The sequence below is a fragment of the Bacteroidales bacterium genome, from assembly GCA_023228145.1.
In the GTDB taxonomy this organism is placed as follows: domain Bacteria; phylum Bacteroidota; class Bacteroidia; order Bacteroidales; family CAIWKO01; genus CAIWKO01.
Genome location: JALOBU010000039.1, coordinates 1 through 19,271, shown reverse-complemented (window position 1 = coordinate 19,271; position 19,271 = coordinate 1). Strand labels below are relative to the sequence as shown.

At 36.0% G+C, this 19,271-nt stretch carries 12 protein-coding genes; 7 read left to right on the top strand and 5 right to left on the bottom strand.

What is annotated here, in order from left to right; translation table 11 throughout:
* Positions 1-43 precede the first annotated feature (43 nt).
* The 6 genes from M0R16_13005 (at position 44) to M0R16_12980 (ending at position 7,291) form a co-directional block, all read left to right on the top strand.
* On the top strand, positions 44-610 hold the full coding sequence (locus tag M0R16_13005) for an SIS domain-containing protein (GenBank protein ID MCK9613792.1): 567 nt from the start codon (positions 44-46) through the stop codon (positions 608-610).
* A gap of 74 nt (positions 611-684) precedes the next feature.
* Positions 685-2,217, top strand: coding sequence for a hypothetical protein (locus M0R16_13000; GenBank protein MCK9613791.1), 1,533 nt, complete (start codon positions 685-687; stop codon positions 2,215-2,217).
* Positions 2,218-2,626: 409 nt separating this feature from the next.
* Positions 2,627-4,108 (top strand): hypothetical protein, encoded by a 1,482-nt coding sequence (locus M0R16_12995; GenBank protein ID MCK9613790.1) that lies wholly within the window; start codon positions 2,627-2,629, stop codon positions 4,106-4,108.
* A gap of 11 nt (positions 4,109-4,119) precedes the next feature.
* Positions 4,120-5,142, top strand: a complete 1,023-nt coding sequence (locus tag M0R16_12990) for a glycosyltransferase family 2 protein (GenBank protein MCK9613789.1) — start codon at positions 4,120-4,122, stop codon at positions 5,140-5,142.
* Positions 5,139-6,131 (top strand): glycosyltransferase family 2 protein, encoded by a 993-nt coding sequence (locus M0R16_12985; protein MCK9613788.1) that lies wholly within the window; start codon positions 5,139-5,141, stop codon positions 6,129-6,131. Before M0R16_12990 ends, M0R16_12985 begins: the two co-directional genes overlap by 4 nt.
* The gene (locus M0R16_12980; GenBank protein ID MCK9613787.1) at positions 6,128-7,291 is read left to right on the top strand and encodes a glycosyltransferase family 4 protein; all 1,164 of its coding nucleotides are present in this window, start codon (positions 6,128-6,130) and stop codon (positions 7,289-7,291) included. Before M0R16_12985 ends, M0R16_12980 begins: the two co-directional genes overlap by 4 nt.
* A 46-nt stretch (positions 7,292-7,337) precedes the next feature.
* Here the strand turns inward: M0R16_12980 and M0R16_12975 are convergent, their stop codons facing one another.
* The 5 genes from M0R16_12975 to M0R16_12955 all read right to left on the bottom strand — a co-directional run bounded on the left by M0R16_12975 (position 7,338) and on the right by M0R16_12955 (position 13,359).
* Positions 7,338-8,210 (bottom strand): glycosyltransferase, encoded by an 873-nt coding sequence (locus M0R16_12975; GenBank protein ID MCK9613786.1) that lies wholly within the window; start codon positions 8,208-8,210, stop codon positions 7,338-7,340.
* A gap of 12 nt (positions 8,211-8,222) precedes the next feature.
* A complete protein-coding gene (locus M0R16_12970; GenBank protein MCK9613785.1) occupies positions 8,223-9,275 on the bottom strand; it encodes a glycosyltransferase family 4 protein in 1,053 nt (350 codons plus the stop codon).
* Positions 9,272-10,360: a glycosyltransferase family 9 protein gene (locus tag M0R16_12965; GenBank protein MCK9613784.1), complete on the bottom strand. Its 1,089-nt coding sequence runs from the start codon at positions 10,358-10,360 to the stop codon at positions 9,272-9,274. Before M0R16_12965 ends, M0R16_12970 begins: the two co-directional genes overlap by 4 nt.
* Entirely contained in the window at positions 10,361-11,245 is an 885-nt protein-coding gene (locus tag M0R16_12960) for a glycosyltransferase family 2 protein (protein MCK9613783.1), read from the bottom strand. It lies immediately after the preceding gene.
* A 110-nt stretch (positions 11,246-11,355) separates the two neighbouring features.
* Positions 11,356-13,359 (bottom strand): tetratricopeptide repeat protein, encoded by a 2,004-nt coding sequence (locus M0R16_12955; protein ID MCK9613782.1) that lies wholly within the window; start codon positions 13,357-13,359, stop codon positions 11,356-11,358.
* A gap of 258 nt (positions 13,360-13,617) precedes the next feature.
* On the opposite strand from M0R16_12955, the gene M0R16_12950 reads away from it, so the two are divergent.
* Positions 13,618-19,271: dockerin type I domain-containing protein (locus tag M0R16_12950; protein MCK9613781.1), on the top strand; the 5,654-nt coding region annotated here is incomplete at its 3' end.

Below are 19,271 nucleotides of genomic sequence, written 5' to 3'. Positions count from 1 at the left end.
AGAAATTCGGTCAAAAAATAATTTTTAATTACAGGAGGTACTCATGGAAATAAATAGCTATATCAGTGAAGTTAAAAACAATCTTGACAAAATAAATAAAGAAGAAATTGAAAAGGTAATAGCTCTAATTTACAAAGCTTGTATTAGTAATAAAACTGTTTTTATCATCGGTAATGGCGGGTCAGCATCAAATGCTTCTCATCTGGCACAGGATCTTTCTAGAGTAAGTATTTATTATCAAAAAAAAGAAAAAAGAATTAAAACTATTAGCCTGACAGATAATGTTTCTTTTATTACTGCAGTTGCTAACGATTTTGGGTTTGAGAATATTTTTACTTCTCAGCTTAGAACTTTTACCAATGATGGTGATGTTTTAATAGCTATAAGTTGTTCGGGTAACAGTAAAAATGTTGTCGCCGCAGTTAATTATGCTCATAAACAAAAAATGGCTGTAATAGGTATTACCGGTTTTGACGGTGGTAAACTGAAAAAGCAATCAAAAATAAATATTCATATCCCTGTTAATGATTTTGGTCTAGTCGAAAGTATACATTCAACCATTTTCCATTACATTGCAATAGAATTACGCAACAAATTTACCCGGCATTAAATGTATATTATTTTAAAGAATGTGGAAATGAATGTGTGAAAAATTGAATTTTTGATAATAGACTTCAAAATATTATGAAATCACGTACAAAAGACATATTGGCTATAATTCTTATTATAATATTATGTATCACATATTTCGGAATTACAGGGACTGTTACATCCGGGTATCACTTTTTTGATGACCATGAGATTCTAAATATCAATAATGAGCTATCAAAAAATTCTTTTACCACGGTTGCTTTAAATTGGGTTAAGTCTAGTTTTGATTCACGGTTTCTACCTCTGTTCTATTTTCATCGTGTACTGAAAACACAAATATTTGGTAATGATTTCACAGCATTATCCGTGTACAATGTTTTTTTGATTTTAATTTCCCTTGTTTTGTTTTATATGGGAATGAGAAAGATGAAATATTCAATAATAGAATCATTTTGCTTTCTGGCATTGACCTTCGCTGGACTCCAAGTGGAAATATGGTGGCGATTAGGAACCAGCGAAACCATCGGAATGGCTTTTCTTGGCGCAGCATTCTTTTTCATGGTCAACTGCAAAAAGAAATATTTATTGAACACATCTTTATTTTGTTTCTTTTTGATTTGTGCTGCATTATCGAAAGAGAGTTTTATCATCATTATTCCTGCTTTTTTAATATTTAAAATCTGGTATGAAAAAGATTTATACGGTTTAAGCATTAAAGAAGCTGTTTTAAAGAATCGTTTGCTTCTTATTCCTTTTATTGTAATGATAATAAGCCTGTTAATTATTTTTATTGTTGTAGGTACTGATAAAACAGGTTATGCAGGATTATATGATGAAGGTTTCGGTGCTTTATTATCAGGTATCTTATCAATTGTGAAAACAAATTTATTATGGTATTTAATCATGGATGCAATACTGTTTAGCATGTTATGCTTTCGAATGATAGAAGAAAAGAAAGTCAACAATTTTTTCAGGCAAATATTTTTTCCGTTTACTTTTTGTGTTCTTATTATAGTTCCAAATTTAATTTTGCATGCTAAGAGCGGAATGGGATCGCGATATATGGTGCCATCTATATTGGGTATTGCATTATTCACTGTTTCATTAATGAAAGAAGCACGATTGAATTTCCGTCGGTTAAGCTTTTTATTTATTGCTGTCGTTTTAACACTTTGTCTGAAATTGATGGAAGTTTCATACGTTAATGGTCTTCTATTTACCGAAGAAGGAAGGAGAACTAAAGTTTTTTTATCTTCAATTATTACCAATTATCAAGAACCTTCAAATGTACTTTTAGTTGCACATCCTGCTAATTCTCACGAACGGTCACTATCTTTGCATACATATTTATCACTTACGAAAAATATTAAATTATATGCTTATGCAATGGAAGACTCCACTAAATGGAGCACGTACTCTAATTTTGAGAAAATGTTAACAAATGACTGGTACTCATGGTTTAAGGAAAGAATGTTTTCTGACATGATAGGAGAACCAAAGATGATACTTTTTCTAAATAAAGGCCTGACTGAAAAATTTTTTAATGAGAGTAATTTCCAAAGAAAACGATATACAGATATACTTAAAGATGATACAGAATTTGCAATATTTGTCGAAAACACATAAGAAATTCCAGCGTATGGCAGGTAATTGTTACAAGTGGTGCAGTTTAACTTCTTTATACAAAGCAGTCACTTTTGAAATCTTTGTTATTCATCATAAATTATACAATAAAATTATTTTATTTTTCCGGAGCCATATTCTTTGCTTATCAGTTTTTTTGGAGTGCCAATTTTTTCGTTTTTACTACTGACGATAAACCATTCAACATTATTAATTAAGAAAGAAAAAAAACCTTATCAATTGTATAAAAACAATACTCCATCAGGCATATCGGTCATAATCTGCACCTGTAACAGGTCGGAATACATTACTTTTTGCATGAATTTAAAGAAAGACAAAACACCCAACATTATATTCTAAAATCGTTAAAAAAAACAACATCTTTATTATCATTGAAATAAACGATATTAACATGAAAAAAAGATCAACTAATATAAATGTACGATTGATTTCATATGCTCAAAAAGGAAAATGGCAAAATATCTTGGTTAAAATAATTACGAGCGAATTATTCTGGCTTTTAATTATTTGTGGAATTTTTAGATTAATATTTTATTCTTGTCTTTTGAATAGTAGTTCTTCAACGGACTCTACATCATATTTGAATTATAATGCAAACATTTTACTTGGACAAGTAGAAAGCTTTAGAACACCAGGATACCCTTATTTTATTAAACTTATTAAATTTTTTAATGCGGAAAATTTTATTCAGAATATTATTATATCCCAATCGTTAATCTCTTTCTTATCTATCATTCTATTTTATAAGACACTAAATGCTGTTTTTAAAAAGAGAACGATAATTTTTCTGACCTCATTGACATATGGAATAATGCCAGCTATCATAAATTTTGATAAATGCATAATGACAGAATCAATTTCAATTTCAGCTACTGTATTATTTCTTTATTTTATGGTTACTTATTTAAGAAAACCTACAATATTAAAAGCTGTACTTTATACAGTATACGTATTTTTTCTTATTATGCTGCGTCCTTCTTTTATCATTTTATTTTACTTGTTATTTTTGTTTTGGATTTTGAGAATCATATTTAATAAGGTTGATTTTAAAATAGCTCTTTCAGGGATAGCTGCATCATTTGTTTGCGCATTATTACTGTTTGGTTACTCCCAATTGAATTATTATAATAATGGTTTTAGAGGCATTTCAATAGTCTCAAATTTTAACCAATTACATATAATTATATATAGCAATGTATATGTGGATAAAAAAGACCCTGAAATATCAGAAAAAATAAACAGTTTTATGAATAAAAATGATCCTGTAATGACAGATGCATTATTGTGTAGCTTCAATAATAGAGATGCTCATGATGCTAAGGTCTCACAAACAATAAAAGATCTTCAACAATCTGAAAAAGCGAGAGATGCAAGGATGTTTGTAATGGAAAATTACTCTCAATCCAGAATTGAAAAATTTATCCTGAATTGTATTATACAACACCCTGTTATTTATTTAAAAGAATTGATAAAAAAAATTGCAAGCTACAGAAGGCTTCCTGCTGCTTCATTTTATGCCAACACTAAGGGTGGATTATCAAAAGGATTTGCTTTTATTGTTTTTGAGCTTTTATCATTCCCTTTTATATATATTTATTTGTTGTTACTTTTTGATTGCAGTTTCATAATTATTTTATTGGTTAAATCAAAACAAATGCCTTGGTTTAAAATCTTGTTATGGTCTTTCATAACAGCACAACTTGCCATTTCTATTATTGGGGCCGAACGTGATCCTCACAGAATTTTTGTAACGGCTTTGCCTTTTGTTATCATTTTGTTTTTCAGTTATATTGATATGATTTTTTACTCAATTGATAAAGATAAATTAGTAAGATATTCAAAGTCTTATTTCGATAAACAGCACAATATTTAAAAAATAAAAAATTGTCTCTCAAAAAAAATCCATTCGGTATTTCGGTAATAATTTGTACTCATAATAGAGTGAAACGCCTTGTCCCCACCCTTGATGCACTGGAGCATCAGAACGTCCCGTCCGATCTTCCGTGGGAAATTCTTTTGGTCGACAACGATTCGACAGATGATACCTTTAAAGTTGCAGATGAATTTAGAAAAAAACTGAAAAAAAATATTGAGTTCAGAATTATTTACGAACCGGCATTGGGCAAATCAAATGCATTAGTAAGAGGTTATGATGAGGCAAAATATGAGTTAATGTTAGTTTGTGATGATGACAACCATCTTCAACCTGAATATCTTAAAACTGTGATGGATATTTACAAAACCAACCCGGATATCGGCTTGTTAGGGGGTTACGGAATAGCTGATTTTGGCGAAGAAAAGAAACCGGAATGGTTTGATAAGTGGCAGCATAATTATGCTTGTGGCAAACACCATGAAAAAAGCGGATTCCTGAAACAAGGTGACGTTTCCATTTGGGGTGCAGGTTCAGTCATCAGAAAAACATTATGGGTATTTCTAAGAGATAATGGTTTCCATTTTATCAATAATACAGGACCGGGAACAATGTTTGGTGAAGACGTGGAACTTGCACATGCTGTAGCCTATACAGGATGCAAGCTATACTTCGATGAGCGTTTATGGTTTTACCATGACCTGAGCGGAGGCAGGTTAAAATGGGAAAACCATAAAAAACATGTGAAAAACAGTGGAAGCGCACTATTTGTTATTTATGACATTGCATATAAGAACAGCCCGAAAGCCATACAATGGTTTTATTTTTTATTTATCAGGATGATTTTAATTTTAATTATTAAATTAACCTTTCATTCACTTAAGAAACATAACAAAGTAATGCAAACTTACTTATACAATCAGCTCTATGAGATAATAAAGCACAGAAAAATGTATGTTAAATCTTACTATAAAATTCTGCCATGGATTAGTAAGATAAAAAATACTTTTCCAATAAAAGGAGAAACCTTATGAATCCATTGGTAACTTTTGTAATCCCTGTTTATAATGCTGAGAGTTTTTTGGAAGAAACTGTCGAATCGGCTTTAAACTGCGGTTATGAGCCCATAGAGGTGATTCTTGTGGAGGATGGTTCGACGGATACTTCAAATAGAATTTGCCAATCATTAGAAATTAAATCACCTCATGTAAAAGTTCTACAACATAAAAAAGGTATTAATAAAGGAGCAAGCGCTTCGCGAAAACTTGGAATTAATAATTCAAAAGGAGAGTTCATATATTTCCTCGATGCTGACGATGTGCTTCTTCCCGGAGTAATTAAACAATACATTAATATCTTCACTAAAAATCCGGATGCAGTTCTGATTCATGGAGAAATGCAGGTTGTCAATCTTCCTGAAGGAATGAAAAACCTTGAGGATGGATTTGTAATTGGGTTATCAGACCGAAAATACTTTCTTGCTGAAGAACCCTATTATTTAATAAACAATAGAATATGCAACTCAACAGTTTGTGTTAGAAAAAAAATCCTGGAAGGAATTGATTTTGATTACAGGCAGAGTATGCCTTTAGGTGAAGACTGGGTTTTATGGAATTTGCTGGCACAAAAAGGTTATTTTTATTATTATGCGAAACCTGTAATTCATTATCGCATCCACGAAAATTCCGCCACCTGTCAGGCACTTAATAAAGGCGACAGATTTTTACAGTATAACCTTATTGAGAACTATCTTTGCCTGATGTCCAAAACGACAGATAAGCAATTAAAGCAAAAAGTTAAAGAAAATTTATTAGACTTAATAAATGAATTGTATAAATCCTATCAAAGTAACCCTTTGCCGAAGAACAGCGAACAGAGTGTTTTCAATGATTTAACAACAAATACAGAACTAGTGCTTTCACTTAAGAAAAAAATAAATAATCTTGAAAAAGGTTATGGGTATTATTTTTATTTTATTTATATTTTTAAAAATTTTTTTTCAAAGTTATCCCTTAAGAAATGAAAATTTTATTTATTTCTCACCAGGCATCGCATACCGGGGCTCCCATTGCCCTACTGACCTTCCTGAGATGGCTGAAGAACACACGTCAGCATAAGATCAGGATCATCATCCTTAAGGGAGGCGAACTGTCCGGGGAATTCAGGCACTGCGGCAAAACGAGGGTACTGGAAAGGAAGCGTAAAGGAAAATTTGAGATGATGATGCTGGGGCTTGACGATCTGTTCCCGCATATACGGCAGTGGATAAACGGTCTCAAGCTGAGGTTCATTACATTGTTTGGCTCACCGGATGTCATATATCTCAATAGCGCGGCTTCTTTAACTGCGTTGCCTTATATATGGGGCATAAGAAAGACCGCCGTCCTGTGTCATGTACATGAGATGGAATATGCCCTCAGCTCGATCATGCCAAAGGAGATCTTTATAAGTTCATGCCGGAATATACGCCGTTTTTTGGTACCCTCCCGTGCTGCAGCAGAAAATCTTGCCGTGAACTATTCCGTTGATGCCAATATCGTTGACGTTGTGCCCGGGCCCGTCAGCCTTGCACAGCCAATACTGTCTAAGAAGAATATACGGGAAGAGCTGAAGACCGGGGATGATACCTTTATCGTCATGGGCGCTGGACTGATCGCCTGGCCCAAGGCTCCGGAGATATTTATCATGATTGCAAGGGAAGTCGCCGCCCTGACCTCCCGCAGCTTCCAATTTATCTGGCTGGGTGAATTGTATCCTCCGTACTATAAAGGACTGGCTTATGATATCAGTAAAATGGACCTTGCAGATAAGGTAAATTTCATTGGTCAGGTGAATAATCCGATTGATTACTTTCAGGCCGCCGATGTTTTCCTGCTGACATCCCGCGAAGAATCTTTTGGCCTTGTTTGTATCGAAGCAGCTTCACAGTGCAAACCAGTCATCTGCTTCGAAGGAGTAGGAGGCATGACTGATTTTGTAAAAGATGATGCCGGTTTTATCGTGCCTTACCTTGATATAAAGACAGCAGCAGAGAAAATAGTTGAATTGATAAACAACCCTGAATTAAAAGAAAAACTTGGGAAAACAGGAAAGAAACGCGTACATGAGGAATCAGATATAAATATCACAGGTCCAAAAATTATTAAGATTATTGAAAATCTGATAACAAAAGAAAAAGAATAAAAAAAGCATAATTGTAACAAAATATTTACAAATTGCCGATGATCACTCATTTAGGCATAAGAATATATTTTGCAATTTTCCATCTGCAAAGTACAATATTCATAATGAAACGAAATAATAAGACGACCGGCAATAAATAAGGGTAGTTAAGTTTATAGAAATGTTTCAGGCTTGTATAAATAATCTTGTACATCTCAGGGTCTTTCTTTGTGCTTCCTCCAAGCTCATGAATATAATTTGCATTTGGGCAGTTATAAATCCTGTATTTATTATGCTTCAAAATCTTTTGGTAATGAATATCTTCATAATAAAGGAAAAAAGATTCATCCATCAATGGGGCTTTAGAATCTATGAAAATTGCCGAGCCTACAATGTACTTTAAGGACGGAAATATTGGAAAAGAAAAAACAAGGCCAGAAAGAAGATTCAAATAATGGAAGCCTTTGTGCCTGAATTTTCCTGACGGGGATATTTCACAGGCACCCAAAGCTATTGAAGTTGTATGATATTTTTTTTGATAGTGATTAAACCTGTTTGTTATTTCCTCAATAAAACCTGCAGTTAAATAAACATCATTATTGAGAACCAAAATATTCTCATACCCCACATGTCCATGAACAAATCTTATACCTATGTTAACGCCAAATGCATAGCCACCATTTTTTTCTGACTTAATAATAATTATCGTCGGAATATCATCCGGAAATGTTTGTAAACAATCATTACCGTTTTTAACTGATACAGATAAGCTCTTCGAATAACAATAAGATTCAATTTCGGTAATTGAATTGTCAGTGGATGCATTATCAACGATAACAATATTATAATCCCGATATGACTGCACTAGTATGTTGTTCAGGCATTGAATGGTTGTTCCTCCATTATTATAATTTACGATGCATACAGCAGTTCTGGCCATGATATGTTAACTCTATAACTCTTCTATAAGTTTTATTAATAAAGAAGCTGATTTTTTCCACGAATAATGAGAACTGGTTTCAAAACTCTTTTTAATGATTTCTTCCCGGGCATTATTATCACTAATAATTTTATGCATGGTGTTAGTTATTTCTTCAGTATTTTCAGGTGAGACATAATATGCTGAATCACCAAAAATTTCATGAAACACAGGGATATCTGAAAGAATAACAGGACAACCCAAGCTCATGGCTTCCAGAGGAGGAATGCCAAAACCTTCATACAGGGAAAGATACACGAATAATGAAGCATTTTTATATAAATATACCAACTCTTCATCCGAAACATAACCTAACCAATTTTTGTTGATATCATCAGAATCAATTGTACTAAAAATGTTTGCTTTTTCCCCTACCAATACCAATCTATACTTGTCTTTAATTTGTGATTTATTAAAAGCTTCAAAAAGTTTTACCAGATTTTTGCGTGGGTCAATTGAACCCACGGACAAAATATAGGGTTGTGTTGTAAGTTTTTCAGGGCCGGAAGGTTTTATATTCGAAAAATCAACAGCATTATAAATTACGCACACTTTATCAGGGTTAACTTTTAATAAACGTGTAATCTCATTCTTTGAATAATTGCTGACCGTAATTATTTTTTTGCAATTTTTTGCCAAAACCGGTGTACAATAGCGATAAAACCGATAATAATTTCTGGAAAACCATGCAGGATTTATTAAATAAGAAAGGTCATGAATGGTGCATATCTGGTTTTTATAATGAATTGGTCCAAGCCCGCTAAAATTAATCATTAGAGGATTTCCATGAGTTTTAAGGTACAAAAACAAATCAAACTGCTCCCATAAATGCCCTTTATTTACTCCCCATCTGATAATTTTACCATCAAGGCTGTATCCTGCGTTAATATTTCTTGGAGTCAAGATCGTAATATCAACGCCCATACTTATGAGCGATTTTGTCATTTCATAAGCAAACCGCTGTACACCTGAAATGCTTTGCGACAGAAACCGGCCATTTATTACTATTTTTCTTTTTGTTTTCATGACAAACAAGTCTTTACTGCGTCAAAGACATCATCGACTGTTATCGGACCCATATATTCTTTTCGGTTTCCTTTAAGAAAAATTCCTTTATCATTTTGTATGGCTGGCTGAAGTTTTGTTTTATAAATAGAGATATTACCTTCACCATAAGGAGCCCAAAGCACCGGAGTATTAGGCCCGAAAAGCCCGATAGTTCTGCACCCCTGGGCTGCAGCAATATGCATCGGCCCGGTATCATTACTGACATAAACATCACATTTTGAAATCAGATAAAAAGTCTCTTTCATGGTAAAAATCCCAACAGTATTCAACGGTTGTTGCGTCATTCGTGAGATCACATTATTTACAATTTCTTTATTTTCCGGGCTGTCAATAAAAAGAACGTCACAATACAGTGAACTGATAATTCTGTCTGCAAGTTCAGCGAACCTATCTTCAAACCACATTCTGTTTTTTGAAGATTCTGCCACACCCGGGGTAATACCAACTATTCTTTTGCAATGGAGATTTTGTTGGATAAAGCCATCAACTCTATCTTTTTCATTATTACCCACCGTTAGTTTTTCCAGAGCAACAACATCAAATTTCTTCCCAAATGGTCTCAGCATATCAAGATAGTTTTGAACCATGTGCTGGTCTTTTCTGAAAGGGGCCGTCATTGTATATAACCGGGAACGAAACTGGTCTGCAAATCCGATCCTTTCCTTACCATAGAAAAAAGCCAGTATCGCACTGATATTAAAATAGGGTTCACAATCAAAAATAACATCATAATACCTGAACATCCACAATAATTTGAAAAGGTCTGAAACAGAATTCAAATGATAAATGCGATCAACAGGATAACATTCATATACATCTTTTACTCTTGGCCCGGTAAATACATCTATCAGAGAATTACTAAAGGTTTCTCTAATTCCTTTTATCAATGACAGAGTAATTACTGAATCGCCTATTGCCCATAATTTTATTAAAAGAATTTTTTTGTAATGTGTTTTCGGCTTTTTAGAAAAAATAAATAACGATAAAAACAGGATAATTATAAACCCTGCGTATTTATCAATTTTTCTGAGAAAACGAATCATTTATTTGCTTTGATTTCTGCGAATAAGAGAAAGTTGCTCCGCTATCAGCCCAAGCAAGAAAAAAATAATTCCGGCAAATATTCCTAATAAACTGCCCGTTGAAATTCCCTGCCCATTGAGTAATAAGGGCAATCCCACACCAAATCCAGCCAGTAAACAAATCAGAGATAAGGGTAAAAATATTTTCATAGGATTAAAGAGAATGACAATATTTATAACTTCCATTATTGTATGGAATGCAGTATCAATTCTTATTGTACTTTTCCCTTTTAGTCTTTTTGTAACGGTAATTGGTTCTTCCATTACAAGATGGCGGTTGCTGATAAATATAAGCGTAATAATATCACTGAAAGACATGGTATCCGGTGCGAGATTAATATATTTGCGTGCAAGATCGGAACGATATGTTTTCATTCCGGAATTTAAGTCATGAACAGGGACATTCATAAGTATTTTTGCAATTGTCCGAATCAAGCTTTTACCAATTCTTCGTGAAAAAGATGCAGATCTAAGGCCTTTTCTGGAACCAACCACCATGTCGGTATCATGTTGTATAAGGCATGTGAAGAGGTTTGTAATATCATTGATATTATGCTGTCCATCTGCATCAATAGTAATAATATATTCTGTTTCGCAGGCAAGGATACCGCTTTTTATAGCTGCCCCGTAGCCCTTATTAAGTTTATGGTGAATAAGTTTTAACAAATCATGGTTATTGTATGTACTTAAAACTTCTTTGGTTTTATCTGTTGAGCCATCATCCACAAGAATAATTTTCCAGTTATTTTCTTCACAAAGTTTTATTAATGGCGGCAGTATGATTTTCAGATTTTCGGCCTCATTGAAAGCGGGGATGATGACTGTCAAGCTATTATTTTCAAGCATAAAGTATCATTTTTATTCTTTTAATAACAGACAAAGATAATTTAATTCTTAAATAATTTTTTAATTACGAAATCATATTTTGGAATGATAATTATCGTTTTCATGAAATATTATTTTACGCTGATTATTGATTTTTTATAAACCAAATCCCTCATATAAAGAGCATTTTCATTATTCGGGTTTAATTCAAGGCACCTTGAAAAATCATTTAAAGCTTCAGCCCATTGTTCTAAATTCTCATATGCCAAACCACGATTATAATAAGCGGGCTCATAATTCGGATCGAATTCTATTACTTTTGAATAATCGTTTATCGCTTTTGCCCATTGCCCGGAATTTTGATAAGCTACACCACGATTAAAATAGGCCGTGATATAATCCGGGTTTATGTCTATTGCTATGGTGTAATCGGTAACAGCCTTTTCCCATTGCCCAAGATTTGCAAAAGCAACACCTCGGTTAGAATATGCCATGTCGTAAGCAGGATTAATTTTAATTGCAACAGAATAATCATCTATCGCCTTCTCCCACTGACCAAAAGTGCCGTAAGCAATGCCACGGTTATAATACGCTATTTCGAAATACTCCGGTTTAATTTCAATCGCTTTGGAATAATCTTCAAAGGCTTTATGCGTAAGTCCTGTTTTCCAATATGCCAACCCACGGTTAACATAAGCTATTGCATTCATTGAATCAAATCTGATTGCTTTGTTATAATCAGCGATAGCCTTATCATATTGTCCCTGATCGGCAAATGCATTAGCACGGCCAAAAAACGGCCTGGCTTTTTTTGGAGACTTTGAAATTACATCAGTCCATAGAGTTATATCATCTTTCCATACTTTGTTTCTGCTGTAGGCCAAAAATGAATTTATTCCAATAATGATGAGCAATATGGAAACAGCAAAATATTTGTTTTTTCTTCCAAATAACATGAATAAACCCGAACTAAGTATCAAAAAGAAACCAAGCAAAGGAATATATGTCCTGTGTTCATAGATCACATCATTAATAGGAATTATACTTGATTCGACAGATAAAGTCAAAAAGAACCAAAATATTCCAAAGGAAATAATTCTATTGCGTTTAAAAATCAATATTGCTAAGGTGAGCATTGATAACAGAATCAGGAAATTCAAAAGAGTTTTTATTTCGAAAAAATGATGCGAAACAGGATAATTGTAATCGAGATTCTGATTGATCGGTAAAATTATAAGTTGAACATACTTGACGATAACACTGAACTGAGTCAGCAGATAGTCAGATGAAGTTATTGTTTCGTTATTGCCATTACCTGAAGGTACCGGTTGAAAAACACTAAATGAAAATTTTATAAGAACTACGGTAAAAAAAATAATAAAACCTATCAGTGTCAGGATTACCCTGCGGTCTTTACAGATTGATGATAATTTTCGTGTTTGAAGAAAAAATACTTCAAGGAGGAGGATTGCCAGTGGAAGTGTGTATGCATTTTCTTTCGTTAATACAGCAAGAATAGCAGAAATTAATGATCCTGCGAAATAAAAATATCTTGTTTTTTTTACATTAGATTCCATTCGGGCTTTCATATAAAGCACCAATGACAAAAGATAAAACATGGCAGCCAACGAAGTCATTCGTTGAATAATGTATGTAACAGATTGAGTGGCCAGAGGATGCGAAACGAACAACAAAGATGTGAAAAAAGCAATTGATTTTCTATGCTTGCTGATGGGTTGATCTTTCATTACAGGTGAAGAAAATATCAGCAACGTCAGCAACCAGACCAGACAGGCATTTATAAGATGAATAAATAAATTGACATAATGGTATGAATGTACCTCAAGCTGGCTGAAATGATAATTGAGTGCAAATGTGAACATACTTACAGGGCGGTTGGGACTATAATTCCACCATGTTTTTACGTCCGATAAGTTCTGTATAGCTTTATTATTCACTATATTGACCAAATCATCAAAATGAAAGGAACAATTAAAGGAATTACTATAAATTATTACTCCAAGTAATAAAATGATGGCCACGCCAACAAATTCAGCATATTTGTTTTTTAGAGCTTCTGGAAAATTAGGCTGTAAGTTTTTATGCTGATTTTTTTTATCAGGTAACTTTTTCACAGAATAATTTATATATCAAAATTTTTTTTGAATCATTTTTAAAAAACTTATCGGGTTTATTCAAAATTAATAATTTACAAATATATCCAAAATATCTTTGAATAATATTCCTGGTTGGTATTAATATTTCATTAGTAATAAAAAGTATTAAAATAATTTTTTTTACAAAAATAAATTTGTAGTTTTGCTAAAAAAACATTTTGTTTTAGATTTAATAATATCATACTTTTAAAAAATAAGTTGTAATAATTTATCATCATGAAAAATTTCAAAAAATTTCTCGCTATTCTTGTCGGTTTGTTAGTAATCCAGGCATTCAGTTTTGCACAGAGTTCCATTGAAACTCATGTTCAGAAACCACATGCGGAGCTATCATCAGGCGATGTATCTGTATTTTTCACTTTAGGTATTTTACGTGATTCTATAGTTCATATTGTCTGGGAGAATTATGAAGAAGGAAATATTAAAAAAGTTATTCTTGAGTCCAGCGACGATGGAATTTGTTTTATAAAACGTTCAGAAGCAATAATTTCTGATCTACTGGACATCCACTTTCTGGATTATCCCAGGGAAATAAACTATCATAACAATATTTTGATGTCTTCAGAGCATGGCATTACCAGATATATTTTTAATGATGTCTTTCGAAGCAGAAATTTAAGTGTTGACCCAAAATGGTATCGGGTGAAGATGATAAGTTATTCCGGACATATTTATACCTCCCAAATAATTTTCACACATGCTTCAGAACAAAAAACTGATAAGACGATTTCAAAAACTGCTGAGAATTCACCTGAAAGCAATATACTAAAAGGAAATGCTAAAATAGCATGTCCACCTGTTTCATCGCCTCCTGCCGGTTATATCGTGTCAAGTCAGGTTCATACTCATTATGGATCGGGATGCTGTTATTGGGTCGAAACGCTTTATGAAGCGACGGGTCCGGTGGCAACTGATTGCAGCGGTGACGCATTTGCATGGTGTTGTAATAACGTTCCAGGGGCATCAGCTTGTCCTTCGGGCTATGTTTCTGATCCGTGTTGTGTTCATTATTGTGATGATTACGATGAGTGCTCCTGCCCACCATGGCAATGTTGTGATGGAGGTACTGTAACAACATGGGTTGTAACTGAAACAGGGCAACTTACCCCACCATCCAGTCCATCTTCTCCTGTAGCTTCTCCTTCTTCGATCTGCCAGGGAAATTCAACAACTTTGTCTGCGTCTGTGCCCTCCGGTTCGACAATATACTGGTATTCAGGATCCTGTGGAGGAACTTTTATTTCATCAGGCAGCAACACAATAACTGTTTCACCCTCATCTACTACCACCTATTACACTATGTCCTGGGATGTTGCTACAGGATGTACTTCAGGTTGTACCAGTGTTACTGTTACTGTGGATCCGGCACCCGGAGCAGTTACTGTTAGCGGTGCGGGAACTTATTGCGGCAGTAAAACACTGACCGCCAGCGGAGGTGCCAATGCAACTATATATTGGCAGGGAACTACAAGCAATGGCACTTCCACCTCCACTCCAACCAATACCTATACTGTTACATCATCCGGCACATATTATTTCAGGCCATACAACGGTTGCGGATGGGGCACACAGGGAAGTGTTACAGTGACAATACTTGAATCAACTGTCCCTACCCCAACAGCTTCTCCTTCTGCAATATGCGGAACAAACGGTTCTTCTACACTGTCTGCTTCGGTGCCAGGGTCAACAATATACTGGTATACCGGTTCCTGCGGTGGCACACTGGTGACTACCGGAAATTCATATACTACCCCCATTCTTACAACAACTACAACATACTATGTGATGTCGGTAAATTCTGCATGTTCGTCGGGATGTGCAACCCTTACTATTACCGTAAATGCTGCTACTACTGCGACAGCAGGAGGCAGCCAGACAATTTGCCAAAACGGAACAGCTACAGTTAGCGGGGCTAGTGCGACTAATTATTCTTCTATTTCATGGACAGAAAACGGCGCTGGTTCTATTACATCAGGTGGTAATACACTTACACCAACATATACAGCAGCGGCCGGAGACGCAGGCAATACCGTAACATTAACCTTAACAGCATCCAATCCGCCTTGCACACCAGCTAGTGCAACATATACAATTTACGTAAAAGCTACACCTACGGCGACAGCAGGGGGGAGTCAGACAATTTGCCAAAATGGAACTGCTACAGTAAGCGGAGCAAGCGCTACAAACTATTCCTCTATTTCATGGACGGAAAATGGAGCCGGATCAATAACAGCAGGAGGCAACACTCTGACTCCCACGTACACGGCGGCACCCGGTGATGCAGGTAACACGGTTACATTGACCATGACTGCATCCAATCCACCTTGTTCACCAGCTACAGCAACTTATACAATTATTATAAAAGGTCAACCAACAGCAACTTCAGGAGGCAGCCAAACCATCTGTGAGAATGGCACTGCATGGATTAGTGGCTCAACAGCAACAAACTATTCATCTGTTTCATGGACTCACAATGGAGCAGGCTCGTTAACAAATGCTAATCAGCTTTCTCCTACTTATACAGCTTCACCAGCGGATGCAGGCCATACTGTTACATTAACGCTGACTGTATATAATCCTCCATGTGCTCCCGCTACAGCAACTTACACACTTACTGTTTTAGCCAATTCAACACCCACTTTTACACAAATGGGACCTTATTGTGTTGGAGAAATTGCAGATATACTTCCTGCCTCCTCTACCAATGGCATCACCGGAACATGGAGCCCGGATTCAATTTCAACTGAAAATCAGGGTACTGCTATTTATACTTTTACAGCAGGCCCTAACCAGTGTGCTATAATTACAACAATGAGTATAACCGTAAATCCAGGCAATATAGCACCCGCATTTACTCAACTCGGCCCTTATTGTGAAGGTGAAACTCCTGCTACATTACCCGCAAATTCTTCTAATGGAGTAACAGGTACATGGAACCCTGCAACAATTAGTACAACTCTGACAGGAATTACTCCATATACTTTTACTCCAAACGGAGGACAGTGTGCTTCATCAACAACCATGGATATTAATGTTATTCCAGCATTATCGGCATATATAACAGGCAATGATTCTATATGTATAAAAACCAGCCCCGGGGCTTTAACAGTGGTTGCTTCCGGAGGAGGTGGTTCAGGAACCTATACTTATTTGTGGTATCGGAATGGAGCTTCTATTGGGGTTACTTCCAGTACTTATAATCCGGGTCCGATAACTGTCAATACTGATCTTTACTGTGTAGTAACATCCACAAGTTGCGGATCAGTAACTACACCAACCTTCACCATAGTTGTATTATCTGCCGTTTGGACACCCACGCCGATAACTATTTCGGCAGGTACCGAGCCAACGTGCCAGCTGACAAACGGAACGACCACGACAACCTATTCAACAACGGCAACAAATAATACTGGATTTAACTGGACGATAAGCAACCCTGATGCTGGAAGTATTAATTCTTCAGGGGTTATGACCTGGGCAGATGGCTTTTATGGTACAGTTGTAATACAAGTAACAGCCAATGGTTGTGAAGGTCCAACCATTATGGTGACACATACTGTTGTTGTTAATCAGGGTGCGAGCATAGGTTCAGTAACAGGTCCAACGCCATTGTGTATCGGTTCACCAGAAACATTTACTGCAAATTCTGTTATTTTAGGAGGTGGCACAGGTAGCTGGTCTAGCAACAACATAACGATTGCAACAGTCGATGCTTTTGGAGTCGTAACACCGATAGCTGGAGGGAGTTGTGATATCATTTACACCATCACAGGCGCTTGTGGTAATCCTGTATCAGCTCAGCAAAGTGTCTATGTTTATGAAACGACATCAGCAAGTGTCAACATTTCGGTAAGTCCTGGCACGTTGATTTGCGAAGGGACGCTGGTAACATTTACGGCAAACGGCACTAACGGCGGTACTTCTCCTTTGTACGAATGGTTTATTGACGGCAACCCTGTAGGGAGCAATAGTTCTACTTTTTCGAGTTCGACACTTGCCATGGGCAATATGATAAGTTGCAAGCTGACATCTAATAAACCTTGTGTTACGGGAAGCCCGGTGTCATCCAATACCATAAATATGATTGTGAAGCCGAGTTTAACAGCAGAAATAACTATCAGTACACCAAGCAATCCTGCCTGTACCAATTCTCTTGTTACGTTTTATACGAGTATAGAAGACGGAGGCACTACACCGGCGTATCAGTGGTATGTCAACGGCACATTGCAGACTGGCGCTACCAACAGTACTTATTCCGCTAATAATCTGGGTGACGGGAACACTGTAAGCTGTGTGCTGAATTCCAATGAAGCATGTGTTGTGAATAATCCTGCCAATTCCAATGTCATCACCATGGTAATATCTCCTGTGCCGGAAGCCAATGCCGGCAACGATGCGACCTATTCGGGAACTCCAGTACTTCTGGGTTCCCCATTAAACGGCCCGGGCACCATAACATGGACCCCACAGGCAGGCCTTGACAATCCATCATCTCAACAACCGTATGCCACACCGACTTATACAACTGTTTACACCCTGTCTGTTAACAACGATGGTTGCGTACGCACGGATGATGTTGTTGTGACAGTTGCCGGTAGTGGTTATATGGTTAGCGGCAAGACGATGTATGCCTATAAGGCATTGGCAGGTAATCCGGCGCCTACACCTCCGACCTTTAATCCACTGATTTATAATATTAATAAAGTGATAGTGATATTAAAGAACCAGACAGGTACAGAGTTGGCCCGGGATACAACAGATATATGGGGAACATATTCGTTCAACAATGTATCGAATGGTAATTATATATTGTCTTATGATAAATACACCGTGGATACCATGATGTGGGTGAATGAAGTGAATGCAGTGGATATTGCATTGGTTAAGTATTATGTGTCATCCACTCCTGCGATAGATCCGTCAAGAAGCTTTATGACGATACACAAGAGGGCTGCCAATGTTGATAACAATGGTTTTACCAATGCCATTGATATTGCCCGATTGAAAGCAAAGGTTGCCGATCCATATAATCCGGCTAAAAACTTTCCAAAAGGGAACTGGGTAAATCTCGATAGTTTGATAACGGTATCGAATGCCAATCTGAGTGTGAATTTGCCGGTGATAGCTTACGGAGATTATAATGCATCAAGCAGTAAATACAAGGATTCTGCCAATACATGGGGCTTGTCTAAGAGTCTGCCGATTGAAAATATTGTAATGACATCAGAGGATGCGATGGTGACGGTAAACAAGGAGCTGATAGAAGTGCCGCTACGAATAAGCGGCAAGGTGAATGAGTTTTCGGCATTGGGTTTGGAACTGACATATTCCAACGATGAGTACGAATTGGTAACGGCCGGTATGCCGAAGGCAGGTAAAGACAATGAATCCATAACGCTGAATCCGAGTTTAGATGAAATTATTGCCAATGACAAGGATTTGCTGGTAACGGAAAGCGAAGGAGTGATACGTGTTGTGTATGCCACAACTAATCACTATGATGTAATAGAAAATGATGAGATACTGACATTAATTTTCAAACCAAGAAAGTCTCAACAATCAGGAGAAATCGGTCTGAATTTGCAGGGCACAGGTGTCATAGCCGACCAGTATGGACGTGAACCTGAGGGAGTATATCTGCTGATACCGAAGATATATGTGCAGGGGGTTCAAAGTGTTGCAGAGCTTGATTTTACTGCATATCCAAATCCATTCAGTGATAAGATAACTATCAGTTACACTTTGCCTGAAAGCGGAGGAGTGAGCCTGAAAGTTTACAATGTGTTAGGTGAACTGGTAACTGATTTTATAAATCAAACCCAGAGCGCAGGCAAGTACAGTGTTGATTTTCCGGGAAACAAATTACCGGA